Source organism: Paenibacillus sp. FSL E2-0151 (assembly GCF_037993015.1).
In the GTDB taxonomy this organism is placed as follows: domain Bacteria; phylum Bacillota; class Bacilli; order Paenibacillales; family Paenibacillaceae; genus Paenibacillus; species Paenibacillus amylolyticus.
Genome location: NZ_CP150308.1, coordinates 3,586,260 through 3,604,813 on the forward strand (window position 1 = coordinate 3,586,260; position 18,554 = coordinate 3,604,813).

Here is an 18,554-nt window from a genome sequence, read left to right on the forward strand (position 1 = left end):
GGAGGAAGAAGGATGAGAAAAGGACTGGCATGTATGGTGGCATGGAGTTTAATGGCTTCTCTCGTTTATCCAGCAACTGCTGGAGCAGAAAGTGTACAGGGTCAAGCGGAGGTGGGAAATGTGCAGGCAAAAAGCCTGCACTTCTCTGTTCCCTATACAGACCTGACGGGGCATTGGTCACAATCTGCAGTTACACGTTTGCAAGACTTGAATTTATTGAAAGGTTATACGGACGGTACGTTCAAGCCCAGTCAGGTCATTAGCCGAGCTGAATTCGTCATGATTCTGGATCGGGCCTTTGGTTTCACCGGTAATGCGGCGACTGGTTCATATGCGGATATGACTTCAGACGATTGGTACTATGACGTGATGGTACGAGCGAATGGTTCTGGCATCATCGAAGGGACAGACCGTGAACATCTGTCACCACAACAACCGATTACACGCCAAGATGCAGCGGTTATGGTAGATCGAGCTTTTCAACTTTCAGCGGTTACAAATGAAGATAGTGAACAATTGAAATTTCAGGATGCAGATGATATTTCCGGTTATGCAAAGAAAGCGCTTACCTATCTGGTGAACGAAAATATTCTTAAAGGTTTCCAAGGCAAATTAAATCCTAAAACCTCGATTACACGAGCGGAGACGGCAGAGTTACTGTCAGCGATGATTGCAGATGTAAAAAGCACTCCTGGAGCATATGAGTCCCGGGTAGATGGCAACTTGATTATTAAATCAACGGATATCACGTTGAAAAATATGGTTGTCAATGGAAATCTGCTACTGGCAGAAGGCATAGGCGAGGGATCTGTTGTTCTTCAGGGCGTAACTGTTACAGGAAGTGTCATCATTAAAGGCGGAGGCAGTCATTCCATCAACATTAACAACTCCAAGCTGAAGCGAGTAGTCGTTGACAAACGTGGGGAACCCGTCAGAATTGCCATTACGGAAGAAAGCAACATTCAGGAGATGCATGTAAAGCAGAAATCCATTCTGGAGATCTCTTCAAACAGCCTGATTGATTCCATGAATATTCATGCAGAAGCGAGTCAGACTCAAATGGATACCAAAGGTACAATCCAAAAATTGAGTGTAGATGCCGATGATGTTGTGATCAACGGAGAGAAAGTAAAACAAGGATTGCGCACATCCATGGTGGGTGAAGCCCAACCACCTGCTTCATCGCAGCCTGGTGGTTCAACAAATGTGACAAGTACACCCACACCATCTTCTCCAGACGGGCAATCACCGTCTACACCATCGACACCAAGCAATCCGGCGGGCGAAAAACCGGTTCCAGCAACAACGATTCCGCATGATCAATGGGAACTGGTCTGGAATGATGAGTTTAACGGACCTTCGATTGATTCTTCCAAATGGACCGTGCAGGATACAGGACTCGTTTATAACAATGAAATGCAATATTACAGCCCGGACAACACTCGCATTACGAAAGATCAGAATCGAAGCGTGTTGCAGATTGAAGCAAAAAAGGGTCCGAAAAACGGTAAAGATTACAGCTCTGGCAAACTGATCTCCATGGGAAAAGGCGACTGGACCTACGGTAAAGTAGTTGTACGTGCGAAGCTTCCGATCGAAAAAGGCATGTGGCCTGCCATATGGATGATGCCAACAGATGAAGCACATTATGGTGGATGGCCTGCCTCTGGAGAAATCGATATTATGGAGCTAATTGGTGGCAAAGAGAGTAATAACAAGGTATATAGCACATTGCATTATGACAGTGTGAAGCCTGACGGTTCCCATGGACATGATCAGGGAAGCCTTACTCTTCCGAAGGGAGAAACTTTCGCTGACGATTATCATGATTTCCAGGTGGAATGGTTGCCGGGTATGATTCGTTTCTATGTGGATGGAAAGCTGCATCATGAAGTGACCAACTGGCAAACGAAGGCCGCCGGCCAACCCGAGTATTATACGTTCCCTGCACCATTTGATCGTCCATTCTATCTGATTCTGAATCTGGCAGTTGGAGGAGACTGGCCGGGGGCACCTGAAAGCAACTTCACTTCCGAAAAGATGAATGTTGATTTTGTGCGAGTATATTCTTACAAAAATCTAGACACATGGCCTGATGTAACAACAAATCCCATCGAGCCTGTGCAACAGCGTGACCCACAAGCCGATGGCAATCAAATATACAATGAACGTTTTGCGGAAGGGGCTGCAGACAATGGAGTGCCTCTGCAGTGGAAATTCATCACAAATGCTGATGGAGCTGGCAGTGTCAAAGTTGTAACAGATGAGCAGAAAGGGAAAGCAGCAGAAGTTACCATTGATGCATCGGGTACTGAAAACTACTCGGTTCAACTCACTCAGATGCCGATGTACATCAAGAAAAACAAAAAGTACAAGATACAATTTGATGCGAAAGCATCTGCTAACCGTACGATCATGTCCAAACTGAACCAATTCGAAAAAAGTTGGACCAATTATTCGGGTGATAACACCTTTGCACTCACGACAGATTGGCAATCCTATGACTATACCTTTAATATGCGGGATGGCACGGATAACAATGCCAGATTTGAATTTAATCTGGGGCTGGATGATACAACGGTTTGGCTTGCCAATGTCAGACTGATTGAGGTGGGTGAGGCTGATCCAATAACGGTTGAACGGAACGCGCTGCCTGATGGTAATTTCATTTACAATGGTACATTTGATCAAGGTAAGGAACGCCTCGGTTTCTGGACCACCAGCGTCCAGGAGAATGCTGAAGCCAATATAAGTGTAAATAACTTTTCGAAATTCCCAATTATGGAGCGTCAGCTGGTTGTTGATGTTACTCAAACGAATAATGACCCACAACAAGTTTCGGTGAACCAACCCGATTTGAAACTGGAAGCGAATACAACGTATGGTTTCTCCTTAGATGCCAAGGCAGACACACCGCGAAGTATCGACATTGATGTTGTCAGCAGTAATGGGCATACGGTACAGGTTCATCAAGGACAAAACCTCTCCTTGAACCAAGAAATGAAAACATACACCGGAGAAATCATCATTGGAGATGGAGCATCAATCGCACAATCCGAGCTAAAACTGTTATTCGGCAGTTCTAAAGGTAAGGTATATGTGGACAATGTTCGTCTGACGAAACGCGGCAAACCTCTGTCAGTGAATGGCTACGCACATGTTCCTGCAACCGAAGCCTGGATGATGCAGGGCTTACAACTGGAGGACTCCGTAGAAGGAGGAAAACATGTCAGTTACATGGATCAGGGAGATCTGCTGCAATATAAAATCGATGTAGCTCACGACGGAGTATATGTTCTGTCTGCCCGAATGGCCAGTGGAAAAAGTGATTCCAAGGTTCAGTTCAGCATTCAGGATGAACAAGGTACAACCGTTGCACAATCAGACCTGAGTCTCGGAGACACGGGTGGATGGCAAGCATATAAAACGGTGTATTTTCCAGGGGTCAACTTGACAGCAGGCAAACCCTATTATGTGAATTTTGAAGGAGCAGATTATAATACACGTTGGGTGGATATTTCACAAAACAAAATTCAGAACAGTGAGCTAACAGCTGATCTGAATCATTGGGAGCTAACTCCTAATGATCTGACAGCCTCACATGACGAGGGTGAAGGATTAATGGTTAAATTGCCTGGTACAAGTGAACATTGGTGGGATGCTTTATTGCAACAAGGTCAGATCAAACTGGATGCAAACAAAACGTACCGACTTACCTTCGAGGCATCTGCTTCAAGTCCTAAATCCATGCAAGCGGTTCTTTCTCAGAATGCAGGCGATTTTGTGAAGTATTTTGAAGAAGAAGTGGAATTAACCGCAGATCAAAAGTCGTATACTTACACCTTCACTATGGGGGATACCTCCGATTCGGCAGCTATGCTTGCATTTGGATTAGGATATCCGCTATCTACAGGTGAACACTCGATTCACATCAATAACGTCCAATTATATGAAGTTAATCCGAATGCAGATCAAGGAGGTCAGCCAGCTCATGTTAACCTTATTCCCAATGGGGACTTCTCCAAAGGTGCAGAAGGTTGGTTTACCCACGCGGATGGTAATGCAGCGGACCTTGAGATGCAAGTTAGCAATCAACAGCTTCAAGCCAAGATTGGTCATGCAGGACAGCATCCATGGGATCGTCAAGTCATCAATGAAGGATTCGGCATACAGCAAGGTTTTAAATATAAATTAACGTTTAAAGCCAAAGCGGAGAAGTCCAGGAAATTGGGTTTGGGGATTGGATGGGTCGATGCAGCTGCCAACTATGAATGGCATGGGTTCTTTGGGGCACGAGTTGATTTGACCCCAGAAGAACAGGAGTTCACGTTTACATTTGATGCAACAGAAGACAGCTATGCGAATACTCGAATTTCATTTGATCTGGGTAACATTGATGGTGAGCAAGATGGCAACACAACCGTCTCATTATCCGAGGTCAGCTTGATTAATCTGGGTCCTGCCAATTAACTTCTGAATTCTCTATAATTTGTCTTATATGCTTGCCTAATTCTCTTATTACCTATACAAGCAGAATAAAGTTGTTCAGGAATGACATCATCCCCATGGCAAAATCAAATCGCTAAAAGAATTATCCAGCGAATATGAAGAGAAACCTACTACGAATTAAGCAAGAGACTGTCAGTGAACATTGCTGGCAGTCTTTTCTTCATATATCGCAGACATTGAGCGATACGTACTTACTCTATCCTAAAAACGAATGAACAAAAGAGATGATGTCTGTATAGTTCGTAAATAACTGTGAACAAATCGTTAATTCATTGACATTGCATGTAATTTTAATTAGAATACGAAATGGACTTCAGGTTGAAAACAGATATGAGTATCTTTATGTTTAGTTTAGAGCTTAGCTGTTGAATCTTTAAATCCTAACAACGAATATAGGAGCGACAATATTACAATCCTATATGAAGATTAGGATTTTTTGTTTTTAGCTTTGGAGTATAATTTGAAAGTTGGAGGCTGGCTTTACCATGGACAAATGGTTCAAACTTAAAGAACGAGGCACGACCATCCCCACAGAAATTATCGCAGGGGTTACAACATTTTTCACAATGGTATACATAGTTATCGTAAACCCAGGAATACTCAGCAGCACGGGCATGGACTTTAACGGAGTATTCATAGCAACGGTACTGGCAAGTATTGTGGGAACTCTGATTATGGGAATATGGTCCAATTATCCAATCGTCATCGCGCCGGGTATGGGGCTGAATGCATTCTTTGCCTATAGCGTAGTTGCCGGGTATGGCGTATCTTGGCAGGTTGCACTGGGAGCCGTATTTATAGCAGGGATTTTGTTTATTATTTTATCACTGACTTCATTCCGTTACATGTTGCTAGATGCAATTCCTGCTAGCTTAAAACATGCCATAACCGCAGGGATCGGATTGTTTATTACAACGGTAGGTTTGCAAAATGCCGGGATTATTGCCGATTCAGAATCGAATTTGATTACGATCGGAAACTTGGCTGAGCCGATGGCTTATCTGACCATTATCGGATTGATTATTACCGTTGTGCTGATGGCTTATAATGTGAAAGGTTACCTGTTCATCGGAATGGTGGTAACAGCGATACTTGCCTGGATTATGGGACTATTCCAAATGCCGGAATCGATTGTATCCATGCCGCAAGGCCTCGCGTCAACGGCTTTGCAACTGGATCTGGCAGGGGTATTCTCGAATGGCTTATATACAATCATATTTACCTTCTTGTTGATCACGCTGTTTGATACGACAGGCACGATGCTCGGCGTTGCTGAACAAGCAGGATTGCTTAAGGATGGTAAATTCCCACGCTCGCGTGGCGCATTATTGGCAGATGCCGTAGGAACAACCTCAGGTGCTTTGCTCGGAACAAGTCCAACATCGGCTTACATCGAATCCAGCACAGGGGTAGCTGCAGGAGGAAGAACGGGACTGACAGCGGTAACGGTAAGTGTACTGCTTGCGCTGACCTTGTTCTTCACACCGATCGTAAGTGTAATATCAAGCATTCCGGCGATTACTTCTCCGGCACTGATCATTGTTGGATACTTTATGATTAACGTTATCAGCAAAATCAAATGGGATGATCTCGAAGAAGCATTTCCTGCCTTCCTGATTATCATTCTTACTCCATTGACGCATAGTATTGCAACAGGCATCGGCGTAGGTTTCATCTTTTATCCGGTACTCAAGCTGCTTCGTGGAAAAGGTAAAGATGTTCATCCAATCTTCTACATTTTTGCGGTATTGTTCTTCATTCAGCTTGTGTTCCTGGACCACTAAAACTGTCTTATCCTATGGAGAACTGCTCTCAACAAGCAGCTCTCTTTTTTTTGTAGTTCATACTCCGTTCATATTCCCGTCACGAAGGGGACATCTTTCATGGTTACACTATACCTATGTCGCAAGAGCGGCTCTACAGATATAAACGACAGGAGAAGATGGAAATGGCAGAAGCAGTGGATGTAACAACAACGGGGACTAAGGGCCGTAAAAAACGGTACTTATGGTTGAAAATAATAGGTGGTATTGTCGGCGCGCTGGTGCTGTTCATGGGCATCACGTTTGTCGTTCATACGATAAGTAATGGGGCCGAGAAAAAGAAAATCGAATCGTACGGCCAATATGTCAATATTGATGGGAAGAATATGAATGTATCCATTCAAGGTAGCGGCGAACAAACCATCGTGCTACTTCCCGGACAAGGAACACCGTCACCAGTACTTGATTTCAAATTGTTAATCGATGAATTAACTTCTGATTACAAAGTTGTGGCGATTGAGCCTTTCGGTTATGGGTTAAGCGACCAAACCGAAAAGGAGAGAACCACCGAGAATATTGTTAGTGAAATTCATGAAGCTGTACAGCAGCTCGGTATAGATCGTTATATTCTGATGGGGCATTCCATCACGGGACTGTACGCGGCGACTTATGTGAACACGTATCCGGATGAAGTCTCTGCTTTTGTCGGGATCGATAGCAGTGTTCCGAATCAACCTGGCATGGATGTTAAATTACCTTTGAACTTAATGAAATTCTTTCAAAAATCAGGCTTAATGAGAGTACTCAATAAAGTGAGTGGTGATTCATATGCATCACTTGACTATGATGAACATACCAAAGAACAGATGAAGTTGATTTCGAATCAAGTCTCGACAAATCCGACATTAGTAAATGAGCTTAAACATCTGGGTTCCAATTTCAAAAATGGAGAAAAACTCACGTATCCTAGTGATCTGCCAGTGCTTCTCTTTGTTCAATCCAATAACGAGAAAAACCCGCAGTGGATTCCGCTACATGAAGAACAAGCCAAACAATCCGCACAGGGTAAGATGATCCCAATGGAAGGTTCACATTACCTGCATCATACCAAATACAAAGAAATTGCTGAGGAATTCAAATCTTACATGAAACAAATCCAATAGGATGATTGATTAATAAACTGCGGTACCGAATCTGGTGCCGTGGTTTTTTTGTTATCAGGAGAGGCTAAAATAAAACTTGACCTTAGGTCAGACCTAAGGTTTATGCTTGTAATATGAAAAACAGCAAAGGTGGTGAATTGGTTGAGTGATGAAATTACGATTAGTGAGCTGGCAAAGCTGATGAAAGTCTCTGTACATCAAATTCGATACTTCGAAGAAAAAGGGGTGTTACACCCTGCTTATATAGCAGAAAACCAATACAGGATGTATGGGGTAGATGAAATTTACCGTCTATCTCATATTTTGTTGCTTCGCAAAATGGGACTGTCTGTTCAAATGATCAAGGAATGTTTGAGTAATCTGACAACCGTTCAAATCACATCATTATTTCGCCAAGCGTTGGCAGACACGGAAGAAGCCATCACTCAGCTTCAGCAAACAAAGCACCTTATCAGCAAGTTGTTGCATGAGCAAGAGCATATTCCGCTTGAGGATCAAGTGACTTATTATATTGTTACTCGTGAGGAGATTCACTTATCACTGTGGTTCCATATGGAAGCGCAAGGGTACTTGCAAGCAAGGCAACTGACCCAACATAAAGGAAACATTCCCAATTTATTTGAAGCCGACATCCATTATGCGTACGACGAGACGGACACCGTAGGAATTTATACACAAAAGGAGGGAGCAAACGATTTAGTTTTGCCTAGAGGAAAATACCTTTCTCGTCATGTATATGTACAAATTGAAGCTGAACTCAAAGAACATATCAACGAATTTTATGCTTATGCAGAACACCAGGGCTATCCGTATCACGGTCCACTTATTATGGTAGAAAAATCTTATTTATCTTTATTCACACCAGAAAAGCTTCATTATGAGCTATTGTTACAAATGATCGAGTAGGGGAGGCACACAGTGACAACTTCCATTCAGATAGAACCCGTTTGTCCCCAGTTTCATCAAGCTGTTGCTGAACTCATGGCTTATGGTTTTGGACACAAATTTCAAAAGATCACTTCATTGTCCATAACTGATCTGGCTTACGCATTTGAACAGTTGCTCAATCATCCGCCCATGGAACAAAGTACTCTTCGAGTCATTGCTCGTGAAAATGAGGAAATTGTTGGCACCATGTGCTTGAAATGGAAGGAAGCAGATAACAGAGCAGCAATAACAAGCGTTCGTGCCAATCCTCATTGGTGGGGCCAGTGCAATAGGGTTGGCATGTGGAAACTGCTTCAGTTAATAACTGGTTTACATCTGCTGAAGCATACTCCTACATTAGGTGAATGTTATGTGGAAGATCTGGTTGTACATCCACAGCACCAAGGCAAGGGAATTGGTACGCAGTTGCTTCAATGGGCACAGAAATATATGTTGCAATCCAAATCAATATCATCTCTTAGCTTGCATGTGGCAAGTCAGAATCATCAAGCGATACAGTTATATGAACGCTATCAATTTCGCAAGCAGTATAGCACAAACAGCTTTCTGACCGGCCTGCTCTTAGGCGAAAACCAATGGTATTATATGATTTACAAAGGAGATAGTTATGTTTAATTGGAAAAAACGATACATCTCAGTTATTGTGGCAATCTTACTGATGGTTGGTGCAGGACTGTACATAGTCGATCAAAGTGATTTTGACATGGAGGAACAAACCATTGAAATTCAATCTCCACAGGGTAAGTTAACAGGTACGCTCACGTTACCCAGAAACCATTCAGACAAGCTAGGTCTAGTACTGTTTATTCACGGTGACGGTCCGATAGACTCTACTCATGGTGAGGGATACAAACCGTTATGGGAGCGACTGGCATCGATCGGGTATGCATCCTTGTCGCTAGATAAACGGGGAATCGGGGGTTCAGAGGGAAACTGGCTAGATCAAAGCATGGATGATCGTGTTGTGGAGGCACAACAAGCAATTGCATGGGCGAAAGAACAATCCATCATTGATGATTCCAAAATAGGCGTATGGGGTGCCAGCCAAGCAGGCTGGGTGATTCCTAAGCTTGCTGGGAAAGAACATCTTGCCTTCAGTATTTTGGTATCACCAGCGATAAACTGGTTGGAACAGGGAGAATACAACACACGCGGCCAAATGGCGAAAGATAGTTATTCCACGGAGGAGATTCAAAATCAGGTCGATTATGAAAACCAGATTAAAGAGATTTTAAAGAAACAAGGCACATATGAAGAGTACACCAAGATTGCTCGAGAGGATGATCTGATTTCCAAAGAACGCTGGAACTTCATAAAGAAAAATTTTGCTTCAGATGCCACGGCGGATTTGCATCATTTCAAAACCCCTGTACTACTTCTGCTTGGAGAAGATGATGTGAATGTGGACATTGTTGATACAGAGCAAGCATACCGTAAAGGAATTCAGCCATCTTCCTTGCTTCATGTGAAAATCTTCTCTAATACAGAACATTCGATGTTACCAACCTCTATTGCAGGCTCGGAATGGAAACAATCACTATTATTTCTGTTTGCTCCGAGAAGCATTACAGTGGAAGGGTATATGGATGAAATAGAACATATGTTGACCAAGCTCTCCTTATAACAGTTACAGTTATAGTTTCCTAGTATCGTTAGATAAATAATTGTCATTTGGAAATGAAAGAGCAGGGTCAGGGAGCGGGAGCGCCCTTATCCTGCCTTCTTGCGTGTTATATGTTATCTACTGTGCTAAATGTTCCAGATCCGGCTGCAATTTGGTCCGCAAAACATATAACATGATGGCCCCAACTAGGAACGCCACGGCATCCGCAATAACGAGCGACCAGATCACTCCATGAAAGCCGTTCATTTGATTAGCAATATACAATACAGGAATTAGTGTAATTCCTTGAATGATGGACATAACAAACGCGGCGGTTCCTTGGGCTGTTGCTTGGAAGATCCCCATAAACAAAGAAGTCATTCCTGTAATGAACAAGGATAAAAAGGTTACATGAAGAATGTAGCTACCCATTTCAATTAATTGCGGGTCAGTCGTAAATAAACCAATCAAGTGGTCGGAAATCAGATAGACGACAACCCCAAACAGGATGGCTAAACCCAAAATAGATTTTATCGTGAATCCAATCGTTTGTTTCATGCGTAATTTGTTCGCTGTGAATGAGAAGGCAATCAACGGCACAACTCCCTCGCACAAACCCATCAGAATAAACTCAGGAAATTGTAATAAACGTGATGAGATTCCATACCCAGCAACGGCCTGATCCCCATATTCGACAAGAAAAAGGTTAAGAATAAGCGACATTGCACCCAAGAAGACACTCATAACAAAGACGGGAACACCGATTTTGAACACATTACTCAGGATGTCCTTCGTCACCTTGAACCATTTCAGGGAGACGGTTAAGAATTGACTCTTATAACTCATATGGAATGCGTAAAATGCACTCGCAACCAAGTTGGAGATGACGGTAGCAGATGCAACGCCAATCACGCCCCAATGGAAGACAAAAATGAATAGTGCATCGAGGATAATATTTATAACAACACTGAGAATCATACCGGTCATAGAAGTCATTGCTGAACCTTCTGAGCGCACGATATTCTCCAGGGTGAAGAATAAGATGACGAAGGGTGAACCTATAAGCATAATCGTGACATACTCTTTTGTAAATCCGAAGGACTCTGGCGTTGCCCCCAGCCCATGAACGATTGGTTCAATCAGCGGGAGCCCAACGGCCATCACAATAATTCCGAGAACTAAACTGCTGTAAAAGGCAAATGAAGATACATGCTTCAGATCATCTACTTTTTTCTCTCCCAGCAAACGGGAGATGAATGTACCGCTGCCTATACCAATTAAATTACCAAGGGCCATGATGACCGCGAATAAAGGTAAAGTTAATGCGAGTGCGGTTAACATTGCCGTATTACCAAGTGTGCCAAGGAAATAGGCATTCAAGATGGAGTAAATAACACTCATTGACGTGCCTAGCATCATTGGGACAGCAAAGTGAGCTACGGCTTTGGCGATTGGTGCTTTTTCAAAGTAATGGAGGTTTTCTGCATCCATGTGGGTCACTACTTTCTTCGTTAATATTGATCTAATCTAACAGCGTTAGATTGAACCTTACAGTGTTAGATGTTATCATGAACTTATGAACCTGTAAAGCATAAACTTACACTGTTAGATAAAAGGGCGGATACCGATGAAAAAACAACAGCCTCAGATTTCGGAAGATAAGATTTTGGAAACTTCGTGGGAACTTCTTGGAGAAGAGGGCATCGAGAAATTCAGCATGAGACGCTTGGCAGACAAGTTGGGGATTCAGGCTCCATCTCTATACTGGTACTTCAAGAGCAAGCAGACGCTCTACCAGCGTCTGGCCAACCAGATATCGAAAATTATTCTGGACGAGTTTCATACTGAAGGGGACTGGAAGGAGCAGATGGAGGGGCTTGCGGTGACGGTACGGAGTGTGCTCAGCAGATACCCGTGCTCCACACAGCTCATGATGATGACGCTGCCCCATGAACCGGACATGATCCGCTTCACCAACCGCATGTTGCTCTGTATGGAATCAACGCCACTAGAGCAAGAACAGAAATTACAGGCCGTTCTCACGCTTGTGAACTATGTATTCTACTTCGTCCTGGATGATTATCAGCATCAGCGCAATATATCTGCTGTTCTTAAGGATCAGGAAGCACTTCAGGGTGAAGAGATGATCCAACTTCTGGATTCTATGAGTGAGAAGGAAGCTGGACTTTTCAGCAGGATGTATAAGAACGGTCTGTTTGAGGTGATGGGAACCGACGGAGCTTTCGAGTTCGGCTTGAAGCTTATTTTACTCGGGATTGAACAAGTCATAAAGAAACCCACCGAGAATTAAACTCCGGTGGGTTTCTTCTTATACTCACGTTAATCCCTTTATCAGTCTAAAATTTAGCCTGAATGTCTTTTAAAAACAAATCCGCAGCAGTCGAAAAGACCTGATGTTTTTTCCAAACGATATTTAACCCAGATTCAAGTCTTGGCTCTAGAGGTCTGAAACAAAGATCGCTTTCACTGGACGTATTCACTATTTTATCAAGTGTTAATGCATAACCAATGCCTTCTTCAACCATAATGGCAGCATTATATGCAAGATTGTATGTAGTTACGACGTTTAATTTGTCAAAATCTTCACCAAACCAATCCGCAAACTCATTTTTCGAAAATGTTTGCTTCATCGACTGTCGTGAACAGATCAGTGGAACATGTAATAAGTCTGTAGATCGAATCGTATCTTTGGAGGCGAGCGGACTTTCTTTTCTCATCACCACTCCCCAAACATCTTTGTCCGAGAAATTGATATAGTTATATTTGGAGACATCCGCTGGCTGGATTAGAATACCGAAGTCAAGGAGTCCCTTGTCAAGCCGCTCAGTTACATCATCTTCGTTACCGCTGTATAGGTGATAGCGTATATCGGGATATTTATTCTGAACTTCTTTTGCCACTCTTGCAATCTGTTTCATGGCTTCCGTTTCTCCACCGCCAATATAAATATCTCCACTTATGGTTTCTTCCATGGATTCAAATTCTGCCTCTAATTTATCAACCATACCTACAATTTCTTCAGCTCTATTCCTTAAAAGCATACCTTCATCTGTGAGAATAATACTGTAACTACTGCGAATAAATAATTTCTTTCCCAACTCTTGTTCAAGGTCTTTCAATTGTCTGGACAAGGTGGGCTGCGTAACATGCAAGAAATCAGCAGCGCGTGTAATGCTTCCTTCTCTGGCGACCGTAAGAAAATAACGCAATACTCTAATCTCCATCGTAACTCCTCCTTTATCCCTTATATTCTACAATAAACCTTACAGAAATGCCTTTCAAGCATAACTTGTTATAAGATATGAGTATTTGCTATGTGGTGTATAAACGCTAAACTAAAAAGCAAGGCAACTGGAGAAGAAATTGAAAGGAATGAATGATATGGATAAGACAAAAGTATGGTTTATCAATGGCGCTGGTCGAGGTATGGGCACAACTATTGCTAAGGCTGCTTTAACTGCTGATGCAGAGCAGAAAATTGCCAACCTTCAGACAGAGATCAATGCTTACCGGGATCTCTCTAAATCCATGGCATATGACAACTAAACGAAATCACCTGCTTGTATTCATTCTGACCTTTGGGGTATTCAGTATTTTAAATACGGAGATGGGCGTAATCGGAATCTTGCCTTTGATTGCAGAACATTACGAGGTCAGTATCTCAACCGCTGGTTTGATTGTGAGTCTTTTTGCGCTTGCGGTTGCTGTATCTGGCCCCATTTTGCCCTTATTATTTTCGGGCATGAACCGCAAGCATGTCATGTTATTTGTACTTGGCATTTTTATTGTGGGCAGCCTGGTCTCCGCCATCACATCAAACTTTACGGTATTGGTCATTGCACGTGTCGTTCCGGCTTTTTTCCATCCTGTCTATTGCTCATTGGCATTTACGGTCGCAGCGGCGTCAGTCCCCAAGGAAGAAGCGCCCAAGGCAGTCGCTAAAGTATTTGTAGGCGTGTCGGCAGGCATGGTACTTGGAGTACCCCTTTCGAGCTTGATTGCCACCAGCACATCGTTGTTCTATGCGATGTTGTTCTTTGCTGCCGTAACAATCGTCGCATTTGTAGCAACACTTCTTTTTGTGCCCTCAATGCCAGTTACGAAAAGAATCTCTATGGGTACTCATCTGTATGTATTGAGAAGATCCGTGATGTGGCTATCCATTGCTGGCGTGATTTTCATGAACGGAGCTGTATTTGGGGTCTATAGTTACCTTGCCGAGTTTCTGAAAACCGTGACAAGTTATGACTGGAACACCGTCAGTGTGTTGTTATTTCTATATGGCTTGGCCAATATGGTTGGGAACATGATAGCAGGGAAACTGCTCGCTAATTTCCCTTTAAGAACGATCAAGATGTATCCCATTGCATTAATAACGATATACATCTTGTTGTTCACCTTCGGACAATTCAGTGTGCCAACAGCCTTCCTTATTTTCATTTGGGGGATCATAGGAGGCATAGGGGGCAATATCACTCAATATTGGGTGGTAGCGGCAGCACCAGAGGCACCCGAATTGTCGAATGGGATCTTTCTAACCTCTTCCAACCTGGGAACAACACTTGGTGCTAGTGTATGTGGACTAATCGTAACTGGAATAAGTACACAATATATTGTAGTTGGAGGAATCGTGTTCCTTATCTTTAGTATCGTAACGAATTACTTCAGAATCTCCATGACTGGCCGATTCGAGGGTTCCAAAATTGGAGGATAAGAGGCGGACGTAGTGATAGGCGTTATACATCACCGTTTCGGCATTTTGCTCTCATCCATATACAACAGGTTCCAGCGGTGACCGTCCAGGTCGGCAAATCCAGCGCCGTACATCCAGCCGTCTATTTCACCAGGCTTGCCAAAGATGGTTCCTCCAGCAATCTCTACTTTTTGAATAAAAGCATCAACTTCTTCTCTGCTGTCAGCACCAATGGAAAATATCACTTCTGCGCTATGGGAAGTATCTGCGGTTTTGGCACCTGTAAATTTCTCGAAGGTTGCTTCCGGAAACAGTAGAATCGTTGTTGAGCCTATGACAAGCTGGGCTCTCTCGTTGCCAACATTCTCCCCATGGAATCCAATCTCATTGAAAAAGGTAGTGGATTTCACAACATCTTTCACCGGCAGGTTCATCCAGATTTTTTGTGACATGGCAGTAGCCTCCTAGAGTATATTTTCGACACTCTTACTATACTCTACCTCAATTCAAAATTACATAATCAGTTCAAAAACCAAACCAAAAGAGCAATCTCCAATGAGGTTGCTCTTTTGGTCATGGCTTATTATGCCTAACGGTGTATACGCAGTTTCTTCCTCCGGCTAGAATGTATTCTCCCCGTTCAATATGAACATTATCGCCTAGAACTGTTTTGAATAAATGTAACTCATTCTTGCATAACCCGGTACATACCGCGGCCGCTTCACAGATCGGACAATGCTTCTCAATGAATAGGAGACTGCCATCATCCTGCTCCTTAACCTCGGCCATATAACCTTCATTCGTACGAATTTCGGCCAATTTCTCCAATCTCTCTCTAACTCCTGATGAATCGCCAAGATGCTGAAGATATTGTTCTTGCATATTTTTATTTCGAACATCCAGCAGCTTGTCCAGCCCTTCAGTACCAAAAGCCTCTTTCATTGAATTGATGAGGCTGACGGATAGATCCGAATATCCACTTGGAAAAAAACGATTAGCCGCGGGAGTTAATATCCATAACTTGGTGGGACGACCCATGGGACGGGCCTCTTCCACAGTGGTGACCAATCCTTCTCCTTTTAGCGCATTCAGATGTTGACGAATAGCCATTCCGGATAACGAAAACTGAGAGGAGAGAGTGACAACATCCATTCCCCCGCGCTCTTTTAACAGATTAATAATTGCTCTCCGGGTACTGGTCGAGACATCCTTTTTAGTTTGATTTCCGCTCATGGTGCACCTCCTTGTGACGCAACTGAGTCTACATGACTAACTACATTTTAAACAAAAATGTTGACAAAGTCAAAGCCGGACTGTAGCTTAGACATTATAAACAAAAATGTTTACTAAGTATCCGGATACGATGTATACATACCAATTTTCTTGGAGGTCACATTTCATGTCGTCTAATCATCAAAGTATTTTCAGTCCGCGTTATTTTGCACTAACCATAGGGATTATTTTATCAGTGATGGCCGTTGGATTCGAAGGTCTATCCGTCACCACCATTGCTCCTTCGATTGCTGGAGACTTGAACGGCCTTAGCCTGTTCGGATGGATATTCAGTACCTATCTGCTTGCGCAGATTATCGGAACGCTGGTCGTCGGTCGAATCATTGATAAAAGAGGACCTGCAGCACCGTTCACTTTTGCACTTCTGTTATTTATCGTAGGGCTGATCGCTGCCGCAACCGCAGGCGACATGTATACCATGATAGGATCACGGGCTCTACAGGGTTTGGGTGCCGGAGCTATGATGACTTGTGTGTATACAGCTATATCGTTAAGTTACCCGGATGAGTTGCGTGCCAAAATTCTTGGAGCATTTGGTACTGCCTATGTTCTTCCGTCCATGCTCGGTCCATATGTAGCAGGAGTTATCGCAGATCAGTGGTCCTGGCGCTTTGTTTTCTGGGGGATCTTACCTGTGCTGGTGGTTTCAGCATTGCTTAGTTTACCTGCCTTTAGGAAATTGAAAGTGCAGAAGACAGGAGGGGATAGCGGATCTTCATCCACTTGGATGGCGTTACTCTTAACGTTAGGTACAGGGATTTTCCTGGTTGGTCTAAGTAGGCTTCCGAGCATTATGGGATTTGTTTTAGTCGTGATTGGCCTAGTATTGATGATATTTCCTCTGCGTAAATTGCTACCGAAGGGAACACTTACGTTGCGCAGAGGAATGCCAGCTATTTTGGCAACACGTGGATTGTTCTTCGCTGCCTATACTAGTACACAGAATTTCCTGGTATTGGCTCTAATCGATGTGAAAGGAATTACACCTTCTCAGGCCGGATTAATTGTGGCGAGTGCTGCATTAAGTTGGTGTATCATTGCGTATCTGCAAGGACGGTGGGATGCGGCAGATCAGGGCAGTGGACGTCATATGAGAATTATTCTTGGCGTATTGTTACTTGCCATAGGGATTGCCATCGTATTTTGGGTACCTGTTGTGACCGTTACCATCGCAGTTATTGGGCAGATCATTGCAGGAGTTGGTATTGGATTGGCGCATCCGATTAGTGGTGTTGTCGCATTCTCCCAAACGGGGGAAGAAGGCGTGGGCCAAACCTCGGCAAATCTGCAATTTGCAGATTCTTTTACACCTGGTGTAGTGATTGGCATTGGTGGTTCCATACTTGTCGTGTGTCAGGCTGGCGGTATGTCACTTCAATCCGGCTTAATTGTAGCCATGGGTTTCCATCTCTTGTTGATCGTCACGAGTATCATTGCCAGTACTCGGATCTCACCACGCAGATGAATAAGAAAGTGGGTGTACAGACCATTGCTCACTGAGGATCCGAATAAACTATTTACAGCTTATCGCATCATCGGAACGAAATGGACGATCCATATTTTATGTGCTCTGTCTCAAGGCCCGAAGAGATTCGGTGAAATATTCGATAACATTCCTTCCATTTCCGAAATGATCCTCTCCAGACGTTTAAAGGGTCTTCAACATGATCATTTGGTCAAAAGAACAATACGGACACGCCCTACACAAATTATTTATGAACTTACGCCAAAAGGAGCTGCTCTTGCAGCATTCATACCCTGTCTAATGGACTGGGATACCAAATTTCAAAATGATACCACCGGGAGGAATAAAGATGATCATTGAGGTCAGTGATACAGCATCGGACAAAATCGTTGAGATCTTATCAAGTGCGGATATCCAAAATGCCTTTCTTAGAGTAGGCGTTGATGAAGGGGGATGCAGTGGTTTGTCTTATACTCTTATCGTGGATGAACAGCAGGCAGAAGAAGACATTGTGTTAAATAAAAAGCAATTTAAAATATTGGTTCACGCAAACAGTATTCCATATATTGATGGTCTTGAGATTGACTATGAAGAGAGCGGAATGTTAGGTGGATTCACCATGAATAATCCAAATGCCAAAGTTTCGTGTGGATGCGGAGCCAGTTTCAGAATGGCCAATTATCGTGGCGAAGTGAAAAAATGTGATTAATGAAGGAAGGAGTGCAGAGCAATGATCTCATTTGTAGTATCTGAACAAGCAATCGATTCATTTAAGAATGAATGGGAATTGGAAGAGGACCAATATGTAAGGATTTACGCAAAATATATCGGAGGAGGCTCCGATGCTTTTACAATTGGCATAAATGCGAGTGCTACACCGGTCGATCCCGCATTGGTTCAATCCATTGGAGGATTTCATTTCTTTGTTGAAAAAACAGATGCCTGGATCCTGGAGGATGAACTTCTCCAAATTGACTGTAATGAACATGGCATATTTTCAAGCAAAATCTCCTATTGAACATGGGGAACCCTATTCTAGACCATAATCTTACTTTTTAAACATTTAACTTTACAAAGTATAACACTTCATGTATAT

The 18,554-nt window shown here is 43.1% G+C and carries 16 protein-coding genes; 12 read left to right on the top strand and 4 right to left on the bottom strand.

What is annotated here, in order from left to right; translation table 11 throughout:
• Positions 1 to 12: 12 nt before the first annotated feature.
• The 6 genes from MHI55_RS16270 to MHI55_RS16295 all read left to right on the top strand — a co-directional run bounded on the left by MHI55_RS16270 (position 13) and on the right by MHI55_RS16295 (position 10,007).
• Positions 13 to 4,470, top strand: coding sequence for a carbohydrate binding domain-containing protein (locus MHI55_RS16270; RefSeq protein ID WP_076253124.1), 4,458 nt, complete (start codon positions 13 to 15; stop codon positions 4,468 to 4,470).
• Between the two features lie 524 nt (positions 4,471 to 4,994).
• On the top strand, positions 4,995 to 6,293 hold the full coding sequence (locus tag MHI55_RS16275) for an NCS2 family permease (RefSeq protein ID WP_017688352.1): 1,299 nt from the start codon (positions 4,995 to 4,997) through the stop codon (positions 6,291 to 6,293).
• Positions 6,294 to 6,457: 164 nt separating this feature from the next.
• Positions 6,458 to 7,435 carry an alpha/beta hydrolase gene (locus MHI55_RS16280; protein WP_101313828.1) on the top strand — a complete coding sequence of 326 codons (978 nt, stop codon included), beginning with the start codon at positions 6,458 to 6,460 and terminating at the stop codon, positions 7,433 to 7,435.
• A gap of 141 nt (positions 7,436 to 7,576) precedes the next feature.
• On the top strand, positions 7,577 to 8,341 hold the full coding sequence (locus tag MHI55_RS16285) for a MerR family transcriptional regulator (protein WP_076253126.1): 765 nt from the start codon (positions 7,577 to 7,579) through the stop codon (positions 8,339 to 8,341).
• A 12-nt stretch (positions 8,342 to 8,353) separates the two neighbouring features.
• A complete protein-coding gene (locus MHI55_RS16290; protein ID WP_076253127.1) occupies positions 8,354 to 8,998 on the top strand; it encodes a GNAT family N-acetyltransferase in 645 nt (214 codons plus the stop codon).
• Positions 8,991 to 10,007, top strand: a complete 1,017-nt coding sequence (locus MHI55_RS16295; RefSeq protein WP_076253128.1) for an alpha/beta hydrolase — start codon at positions 8,991 to 8,993, stop codon at positions 10,005 to 10,007. The genes MHI55_RS16290 and MHI55_RS16295 overlap by 8 nt, the downstream gene beginning before the upstream one ends.
• Positions 10,008 to 10,124: 117 nt before the next feature.
• Here MHI55_RS16295 and MHI55_RS16300 read toward each other — a convergent pair whose 3' ends face one another.
• Positions 10,125 to 11,477, bottom strand: a complete 1,353-nt coding sequence (locus tag MHI55_RS16300) for an MATE family efflux transporter (protein WP_076253129.1) — start codon at positions 11,475 to 11,477, stop codon at positions 10,125 to 10,127.
• A 136-nt stretch (positions 11,478 to 11,613) separates the two neighbouring features.
• On the opposite strand from MHI55_RS16300, the gene MHI55_RS16305 reads away from it, so the two are divergent.
• Positions 11,614 to 12,297 carry a TetR/AcrR family transcriptional regulator C-terminal domain-containing protein gene (locus MHI55_RS16305; protein ID WP_076253130.1) on the top strand — a complete coding sequence of 228 codons (684 nt, stop codon included), beginning with the start codon at positions 11,614 to 11,616 and terminating at the stop codon, positions 12,295 to 12,297.
• 46 nt (positions 12,298 to 12,343) lie between these two features.
• Here the strand turns inward: MHI55_RS16305 and MHI55_RS16310 are convergent, their stop codons facing one another.
• Positions 12,344 to 13,231, bottom strand: coding sequence for a LysR family transcriptional regulator (locus MHI55_RS16310; protein ID WP_076253131.1), 888 nt, complete (start codon positions 13,229 to 13,231; stop codon positions 12,344 to 12,346).
• 157 nt (positions 13,232 to 13,388) lie between these two features.
• Between MHI55_RS16310 and MHI55_RS16315 the strand changes: the two genes are divergently transcribed.
• Together MHI55_RS16315 and MHI55_RS16320 are read left to right on the top strand one after the other, a co-directional pair.
• Positions 13,389 to 13,553, top strand: coding sequence for a hypothetical protein (locus tag MHI55_RS16315; RefSeq protein ID WP_156946122.1), 165 nt, complete (start codon positions 13,389 to 13,391; stop codon positions 13,551 to 13,553).
• On the top strand, positions 13,543 to 14,721 hold the full coding sequence (locus MHI55_RS16320; protein ID WP_076253132.1) for an MFS transporter: 1,179 nt from the start codon (positions 13,543 to 13,545) through the stop codon (positions 14,719 to 14,721). The genes MHI55_RS16315 and MHI55_RS16320 overlap by 11 nt, the downstream gene beginning before the upstream one ends.
• Before the next feature lie 29 nt (positions 14,722 to 14,750).
• Here the strand turns inward: MHI55_RS16320 and MHI55_RS16325 are convergent, their stop codons facing one another.
• Together MHI55_RS16325 and MHI55_RS16330 are read right to left on the bottom strand one after the other, a co-directional pair.
• Positions 14,751 to 15,152, bottom strand: coding sequence for a VOC family protein (locus tag MHI55_RS16325; protein WP_076253133.1), 402 nt, complete (start codon positions 15,150 to 15,152; stop codon positions 14,751 to 14,753).
• Positions 15,153 to 15,273: 121 nt separating this feature from the next.
• A complete protein-coding gene (locus MHI55_RS16330; protein ID WP_036671328.1) occupies positions 15,274 to 15,933 on the bottom strand; it encodes a metalloregulator ArsR/SmtB family transcription factor in 660 nt (219 codons plus the stop codon).
• Between the two features lie 166 nt (positions 15,934 to 16,099).
• Here MHI55_RS16330 and MHI55_RS16335 point away from each other — a divergent pair, with 166 nt between their 5' ends.
• The 3 genes from MHI55_RS16335 to MHI55_RS16345 all read left to right on the top strand — a co-directional run bounded on the left by MHI55_RS16335 (position 16,100) and on the right by MHI55_RS16345 (position 18,476).
• Positions 16,100 to 17,458, top strand: coding sequence for an MFS transporter (locus MHI55_RS16335; protein WP_076253134.1), 1,359 nt, complete (start codon positions 16,100 to 16,102; stop codon positions 17,456 to 17,458).
• Between the two features lie 349 nt (positions 17,459 to 17,807).
• Entirely contained in the window at positions 17,808 to 18,167 is a 360-nt protein-coding gene (locus MHI55_RS16340) for an iron-sulfur cluster assembly accessory protein (protein ID WP_017688344.1), read from the top strand.
• A 21-nt stretch (positions 18,168 to 18,188) separates the two neighbouring features.
• Positions 18,189 to 18,476 (top strand): hypothetical protein, encoded by a 288-nt coding sequence (locus MHI55_RS16345; protein WP_076253135.1) that lies wholly within the window; start codon positions 18,189 to 18,191, stop codon positions 18,474 to 18,476.
• Positions 18,477 to 18,554 lie beyond the last annotated feature (78 nt).